Here is a 7,842-nt window from a genome sequence, read left to right on the forward strand (position 1 = left end):
ACCACGGTGTTTCCTGCTATTACCGTATTTTTGACCCGTTGAGCGACCGATTGAATGCGTTCCACGGAACCTACCGATGTACCACCGTATTTTTGGACAATTACAGCCATAGTTGTCAGCGCTAGAGACTTTCTATCTTTGATGAACTACGCTAATCCGCTTCGCTGAGATTAGCGTTTCCAAGACTAATCTCACAGATTTTGCGCTTCTGACGCTTCTAGCGGTAAACTTGCCATTCGAGTCCTGACGGCTCTACTAGGTAGCGGTTCTACCATCTGCATCTAACGACGCTAGTTCCTAACGCCGTGGCTAAATATTTAGTTTTAGCCAGAAATATCTAAGGGGACAAAACCTAATTGACCAATTGTCAATAGAGTTTTCAATGCGCTCACCCTGAGACTTTCTTGAGTATTTATATTTAGTGAATTGTTCGGCTTTTTCTGTCTTTTCCTTTGTCTTTTTCCACCTGCGGAATTTGGGTTGTATTGATTCGGACAATACCCGATGAGCCTTTCTCTGTCAAATCTTGAGGAGTCTTGCGTTTCATTTTTGAATTGGCGTTGTTTTACTCCCTGATGGAATGAGCAGTTGAGGCAGCATTAACTTGAGCGATCGCATTTAAAGGTAAAGATTGAACAGGCCGAATGTTTTAGGTTTACCTTGAGTTTATTGCTGTAATTCTTTCAACAAATCTAAGACTTTTTGAGCTTGTGCTGTGTCACCCCGTTGCTGATATAAATTGGCTGCTTTTTCCAAGTCGGTGATCGCTTTTTGACGGTTTCCTGACATTTCATAGACAAGCCCTCGCAGGTTGTAAGCATCAGCATAGTTAGGATCGAGGCGAATTGCTTGGGTGTAGTCGGCGATCACTTTTTGATATTCTTTTAATTGACCATAGGCATTACCTCGAAAAAGATAAGCACGAGCATCGTTAGGATTGAGGCGAATTGCTTGGGTGTAGTCGGCGATCGCTTTTTGATATTCCCCTAACTCAAAATATGCGTCGCCTCGAAGAATGTAAGCAATAGCATCGTTAGGATTGAGACGTATCGCCAGGTTAAATTGTGCCAGCGATTGCACAAAATTTCCTTTTTTCCATTCCTCTATTCCATAATTAAAAAACAACTCGGCAAAGGCTAGTTTAGAATTAGGATTTGATCGAATGCTATCGATCAAATCCTGAGTTACTTTGATTAAATCTATGGTTGTCTGGTATGCTTCTGTATCTCCCTGTTTTTGAAGTAATTCTGCCGCTTTTCGTAGCTCTGTGATCTGATTTTCTAAATCTCCTAAACCCTTATATGCCATTGCCCTGCCCATGTAAGCTTGAGCATAGTCGGGTTTGAGTTGAATCGCTTGGCTAAAATCGACAATTGCACCATCAAAATCTGCTTTGTCATATTTATCCATCGCCTGAACAAAAAAATCCTTAGCATTCCTTCCATTGGAAAAATATTGAGCGAGCGCGTTAGTAGTGGAGATACTTTGTTGAGGTGTTCTTAATTTATTCTGAGCAATTTCTCGGCCACTAATTGCTTGAGTGAAATTAGGATTAAGTCGTATTGCTTGAGCATAATCGGCGATCGCTTTTTGAGAATCTCCTAATTTATCATACAAAGTTGCTCGGTTATAGTAAGCTACTGCTGAATTGGGATTAAAGCGAATAAATTGGTTATAATCAGCCAGGGCTTTGTCATATTGCTGTAAACGACTATAGGCAATTCCTCTGTTGCCATAGGCTTGAGCATAGTTAGGATTAAGACGAATGGCTTCATTAAAACTATTAATGGCAGCCTCTAGATCACCTTGTTGTAATCTTTTTACTCCCTGATGGAAAAAGTCCAGAGCAGTTGAGGCAGCATTGACTTGAGCGATCGCATTTAAAGGTAAAGATTGAACGGGCCGAGGGAGAGAAAGGAAGCCTAAACCGAGACAGAGGGTAATTAAGATAGAGAAAGGACGGAGAAACATGATTGATTTTCCCTAGCAATGTTTTAGGTTGACGTTGAGTTTATTTTTGTATTATTTTAATAACTTCTAAGATTTCTTGAACTTTTGTCTTGAGGAGTCCTGCGTTTCATTTTTGAATTGGCGGGCCGTGAAAATGCCTCTTAGCTTAAAACCCGATGCCCGACCCCCGACACCCTGCCCCCACGAAAAACTTTTTGCCGCAACCCCTAACTAGGGAAAGCTGACTTGATCTAGTGGAGCAGAAAAAAAAAAGGGGGGGGTAATGGCCAATTTTTAGCTTGGACTTGGTTCTTTCACCAAAATTGAGTACAATGTCACTATCAATAGGCACTTCCTCTCCTCTCACCCACTCGAGATTAACCTCGCTCTGAACAAAGATAATCGGGTTAGCGAGTACAGGAATAGCCTCTCTCCTCCTCGATTTTCACCTTTTCTGGGTAATTTACCCAGTCAGGAGCGTTTATAGACTGATTTACTGCCTTGATCGACCCTAGATAAAATCAGGTCAAAAGATTATTGGCTTTGTTGATCACCAATCCCCTTAGAGCTGCCCAGGAAAATCTATGGTAAGTTTTTTTAAAAAGCTATTGACAAAAAAAAATCAAGGTGTTGGGTTAGAGATCACACCGGAGCGTATTAACATAGCTCAGATCGCCAAACAGGGACAAAATTATAAATTAGTTAAATGTTGTTCGTCGGATATCCCGGAAGGCATCTTTGAGGAGGGAAAAATCGTCGATTCCCCCGCTTTAGCGGAATTAATCCAAGAAGTCCTCAAGGAAAATAAAATTAACAGCAAACGAGTCGCTACTGGTGTGCCGATGCGCGAGTCAATTATCCGGATGATCCCCATTCCCTCGGAATTGGACGATCAGGAATTGCGAAATCTGGTCTTAAATCATGAGGCTAGTTTATACCTTCCCTATCCTCGCGAGGAAGTGGATCTCGACTACCAAAAACTAGGCTACTTTCAGGATGAAGACGGGATCGAAAAAGTGCAGGTTTTGCTGGTAGCCACTCGTCGGGAGATTACCGATGCCTACATGGAAACCTTCCAACAGGCAGGATTACAGGTAGATGTGCTAGAAATTAATAGTTTTGCCCTAATTCGGACGATTCGCGAACATTTGCGACAGTTTAGTTCCAATGAAGCTGCCGTTATTGTTGATATAGAATTTGATAACACGGAAATTGCCATCGTGGTGGACGGCGTTCCCCAATTTTCCCGCACTGTCCCCATCGGCACTTTCCAGCTACAAAATGCCCTCTCCAGGGCGATGAATTTGCCCACCTCCCGCAGTCCTGAGATTCTTTTGGGGATGACAATTCCGATTACTGCCTTTGATAGTCTTAGCACCAATACCGGCACTTCTGGGGCCCCTACTAACGCCGGGATGACGGCACTGATGCGCGTTTTAGGGGAATTAACCGATGAGTTACGGCGATCGATTAATTTCTATCTTAACCAAAGTGATGACCTGGAAATCGTCCAATTACTTTTAGCCGGTCCCGGGGGCGGTTTAGCGCAACTAGACGAATACTTTACTCAACGTCTCAGCGTCCCCACCATGGCAATCGATCCGATCGCATCACTGAACTTAGATACAACTCAAGAGATTCCTAATACCGAAAGACCGGGATTAGGAACAGTTATCGGTTTAGGATTACGGGAGGTATAGACAAAAATTATGTATAGTCTTGACGTTAATTTTCTTAAGGATCGCCATCTTAGCCAAACGGGGAAAGGAACCCCCGCAGCCAAGATTTCCACCGCTATTAACCTGCGTAAACAAACACCCCTGTTGATCGGTGTGGGAGTGGGGGCCGGATTATTGACACTGACGGGATTACTCGGTTTAATCCTCGGTTGGCAAACCAGCGAAACTCAGGCCAAAATTCAGCAACTGGACGCGGAATTAGGTCAACTGCAAGCCCAAAGCAAAAAGCTAGAAGACATGAAAGCGCAACTAACGGCGGTAGGAGAAGAAAATGAAGCTCTGGTAACTGTATTCAATCAGATTAGGCCTTGGTCAGCTATTCTTCAAGAAATTCGCCTGCAAACTCCCCCTAGTGTCCAGCTAACCAGTGTGCAGCAGGTGGAGGTTCCCGCTGCCCCAGATCAAGGGCAACAGAATCGGGCTACTCGCTTAAAAATCAGTGGTTTTGCCAGTAATTACGAAGCAGTCAATGATTATCTCTTAACCCTACAAGCTTCTCCTTTTTTACAGGGTAGGCAAACGGTGATCGAAAGTGCTGCCCTAGCCGATTTACCCGTACAGGTGGACAATAAGTACAAAAATATTAATGTTACTTTCCCCCAAGCGGTTCAATTTGTGATCACCGCCCAATTAAGTGATACTCCCGCTACTCAACAACTGCTCAATCTGACCCGCAATGGAGCACTCGGAGTTGTCACTAGGATTAATACTCTCAAACGCCAAGGAGCCATTCAACCATGACCTTTACCGAAGAATTTGAAGATCGGGAATTAGAGGAATTTGACGAGTATCCTATCGCTTTCGGGATAACTTTTACTCCCCGCAATAGTGGCATCGCTGCCGCTGTGCTAGGTTTACTTGGCTCTTTCTATCTGCTTTTTAACTGGGTGATGCCCGCTTATAATACCTTGCAACAGTTGCAAAACGATGCAGCTGGCAAACAACAACAGGTAGATCAACAAAAAAGCGGTCTCGGAGCCGCAGAATTCCCCAAAATCGAGAGTCAGTTGCAACAAAAAGAGGCAACTAAACAGCAAATTCTCGCGCTTTTTGCTCAAGAAAAGAACTTAAGCACAATTCTCTTAGATATTAGTAATATCTTTAAGTCTCGCAATGTTAAGCTGATTAGTTTCCAACCCCAAGGACTAGAACCAGTGGTGGTTTCCGATGGTTCCCTCGGTAGCGCGGTTAATAATAAGCTCAAACGTCAAACTCTTAACGTCAAGATCGAAGGGAACTATGCTAACACTCAAGAGGTTATTCGGGATTTAGAAAGATTACAGCCGCTCATTTTGCTCAACAGTCTCAATACCCAGATGGAAAAGGAAGGATCGGCGGTTCAAGTGGTTAGTACTGGCAAAAATAAAGCCACTATCGTTCCCCAAGGCGATAAACCCGTTACTACCACCTTTCTTCTCGATGTGATTATTCCTCTCAATGCCGCCGAATTAGCGAAATTAGCACCGCCACCCCCCGCCGAAGGCCAACCCCCCGCTAGTCCGCCCCAATAGGAGAACTTTCAGTGATTAAATGGTCTTCATTCCGGTGCGAGTATTCCGTTTTTTATCCGTTGAATCCCCCAATTGTTGAGGAGTGAAATTAAAGTGAATTCGTCCCGTTATGCCCTGTTTATCCCCCAAATTGCCTCGTTTTTATTGATGGCTCCCCTGAGCGCTTTGGCCGAAACCCCCATTTCCTTCGATGGTTCAGAGTTAAAATCGAGTACATCAAAAATTGAATTTTCGCAAGAGTTTAGTCAAGAAAATTTACAAAAAAGACCTAAGAATTTCGTTCCCACCCCCGATGCCGTAGAAAAGGAGATCAGCGATCGCATTTTAGCTAGTGAAAAACTACTGGCCCAAAGTGCGCCCCTTGTCCCCAACCCCGAAATTATCATTCAAGGCGCACCCCAAGCCCCCGGCGCTCCCACCCTACCCCGGGCTGTCGCCCCACCGGTGGGAGATATTGCCATCTCTAACATCGATGCTAGTGCCGAAAAGGTCAAATTCGAGCGTAATATGATTGTACCTCGTGTTTTACTCCGGGAAGCTTCCGCTAGAGAAGTGTTAATGACCCTTGCTAACTATGCCGGTTATAACGTCGTTTTCACCAGCGCCCAGGGGGAAACTAACGCCACCTCTCAGACAGTTTCCTTGGAATTTACTAACGAATCGGTGGAAAGCATTTTTAACGCCGTGTTGTTAGTTTCTGGACTCCAGGCCAACCGTCAGGGTACAACTATCTTTGTTGGGGCGCAATTACCCCAAGGCGCTCGTAATCTGATTAGCCGCACCCTGCGTCTCAACCAAGTTAAATCTGTCGCCGCCGCCACTTTCCTCGCTACCCAAGGGGCAGAATACCAGCGTTTAGTTACCCAAACCGAGGATATCGTCGATCCCCTCACCGGACGAGTCATCGGTCGCCGGGATGTTCCTCCCACCCTAGAGCCACTGGCCCCCCAAGAAACGAAAGGCTCAAAAGCTGCCTTACTTTTAACTGGTTTAAGAGTTGCCGCCGACGAGCGCCTTAATTCTATCAATTTAATCGGCGAAGCGCGGCAAGTCCAGATCGCCACCTCTTTATTAACCCAACTAGATGCCCGTCGCCGTCAGGTGGTAGTTAATGTCAAAGTTATCGATGTCAACCTACTCAATACAGACCGTTTTAACAGTAGTTTTTCCTTCGGTTTTAACGATGGTTTCTTTGTTCAAGATAACGGGGCGGCAGTGCTGAACTTTGGTAATATGAACCCACCTAGTAGCTCAACTGTAGGCAGACCGGGGGCTTTTGCACAGCCTGTTGTGCCGATTTTCGATATCATATCGGGTACGGGGACAGCAGAAATTCAACCTTTTATTGACATTCAGAATGGCGCTCCTTTTGGCCGTGTTAACCAGGGACCGAATGACTTTTTAGGGGGTCTAACACCCTACTCGCGCCCTAGTTTTGGTCGCACTGTTAACCCCTTTCAACCCGGTTTGAGTGATATTAATATTGACCCAGAGACGGGAATAATAGAGTATGAATACGAACCCCCGACCCTATTCCAGTATCCCCAAAAATTCCTGATGACCCTGCAAGCCTCAATTCAGACAGGAAATGCCAAGATTCTCACCGATCCCTCCCTAGTGGTGCAGGAAGGTCAACAGGCCACCGTTAAGCTCACCGAGAAAGTGCTAGAAAGTGTGGAGACAAGTGTAGATCCTCTCAGTGGCGAACGCACCACTGTCCCTGTACTGGCCGATGCTGGATTAACTTTAGCGGTAAACATCGATCAGGTGGATGATAACGGCTTTATTTCCCTGTCGGTTAGCCCTACCATCGGCTCTCCGGGGTCTCCAATTCAATTTGATAGCGGTGGTGGAACAGTCAACACCCTTACCCCTCTGATTCGTCGGGAATTGACTTCTGGTTTAATTCGTCTCCGGGATGGACAGAGTTTAATTCTTTCCGGCATTATCCAAGAGCGCCAACAGAGTTCTGAGACAAAAGTGCCTATTTTAGGGGATATTCCCATTTTAGGGGCTTTATTCCGCAGTCGTACCAATCGCAACGATCGCTCGGAGGTGATTATTCTCCTCACTCCCAAAATCATCGAAGATACGGCCACCTCTACCCTCGGCATCAACTATCAACCGGGCCAAGATGCGGCGGAAATGCTTCAGCGTCAAGGTTTCCCCGTGCAGCCGCGACAGTAATCAGTAATCAGTTATATAGGGCTGGCTGAATAAATCTTAAAACCTTGTTGGATAAGACTTTTAGACTTTTTGTCAATCAAAAAGTACCAGGCATGGGAGTGATCAGGGGGCAAATTCAGGGACTTTTTCCCTGAAAATGGGTAAAACCCCACACCCTGCCCCACGAAAAACTTTTTCAGCAAGCCCTAACCTGCATTATTCATGAACCAAAAAACAAGGAACCCGAAAAACTGGATTTACATCCAGTTTTTTTGGGGGTTAAATAAGTAGGGTCTGCTGAAAAAGTTTTTCCTGGGGGTAGGAGTCAGTAGCCGGTCGTCAGGAGTCGGTCGTTTCAGGCTTTGTTGCCCTTGTTTTTTGTACCAAGCGATGTACCACAAGAAGGATAATGCAAGGTTTTTGAACGTCCCAATCCTATTTTCTTGCACTAACATCGGACTTTAACAGGTCAAAAG

Annotated in this window: 6 protein-coding genes; 4 read left to right on the plus strand and 2 right to left on the minus strand. The window is 45.2% G+C overall.

All coding sequences use genetic code 11. The annotated features are described in order from the left end of the window. Positions 1–418 precede the first annotated feature (418 nt). Together PX482_RS25090 and PX482_RS25095 are read right to left on the minus strand one after the other, a co-directional pair. Complete coding sequence (locus PX482_RS25090; RefSeq protein ID WP_256378305.1) at positions 419–547, minus strand: hypothetical protein; 129 nt, start codon at positions 545–547, stop codon at positions 419–421. Positions 548–666: 119 nt separating this feature from the next. After that, a complete protein-coding gene (locus PX482_RS25095; protein ID WP_002758746.1) occupies positions 667–1,971 on the minus strand; it encodes a tetratricopeptide repeat protein in 1,305 nt (434 codons plus the stop codon). A gap of 563 nt (positions 1,972–2,534) precedes the next feature. Here PX482_RS25095 and pilM point away from each other — a divergent pair. The 4 genes from pilM to PX482_RS25115 all read left to right on the plus strand — a co-directional run bounded on the left by pilM (position 2,535) and on the right by PX482_RS25115 (position 7,387). Beyond that, the gene (gene pilM / locus PX482_RS25100; RefSeq protein WP_002758747.1) at positions 2,535–3,650 is read left to right on the plus strand and encodes a type IV pilus assembly protein PilM; all 1,116 of its coding nucleotides are present in this window, start codon (positions 2,535–2,537) and stop codon (positions 3,648–3,650) included. 9 nt (positions 3,651–3,659) lie between these two features. After that, positions 3,660–4,430 (plus strand): PilN domain-containing protein, encoded by a 771-nt coding sequence (locus tag PX482_RS25105; protein ID WP_002758748.1) that lies wholly within the window; start codon positions 3,660–3,662, stop codon positions 4,428–4,430. Next, entirely contained in the window at positions 4,427–5,200 is a 774-nt protein-coding gene (locus PX482_RS25110; protein ID WP_002758749.1) for a hypothetical protein, read from the plus strand. The genes PX482_RS25105 and PX482_RS25110 overlap by 4 nt, the downstream gene beginning before the upstream one ends. 93 nt (positions 5,201–5,293) lie before the next feature. Continuing rightward, positions 5,294–7,387, plus strand: a complete 2,094-nt coding sequence (locus tag PX482_RS25115) for a secretin GspD/PilQ domain-containing protein (protein ID WP_002758750.1) — start codon at positions 5,294–5,296, stop codon at positions 7,385–7,387. The last annotated feature ends 455 nt before the right edge of the window (positions 7,388–7,842 follow it).

Source organism: Microcystis sp. M53602_WE12 (assembly GCF_030065455.1).
Lineage (GTDB): Bacteria > Cyanobacteriota > Cyanobacteriia > Cyanobacteriales > Microcystaceae > Microcystis > Microcystis aeruginosa.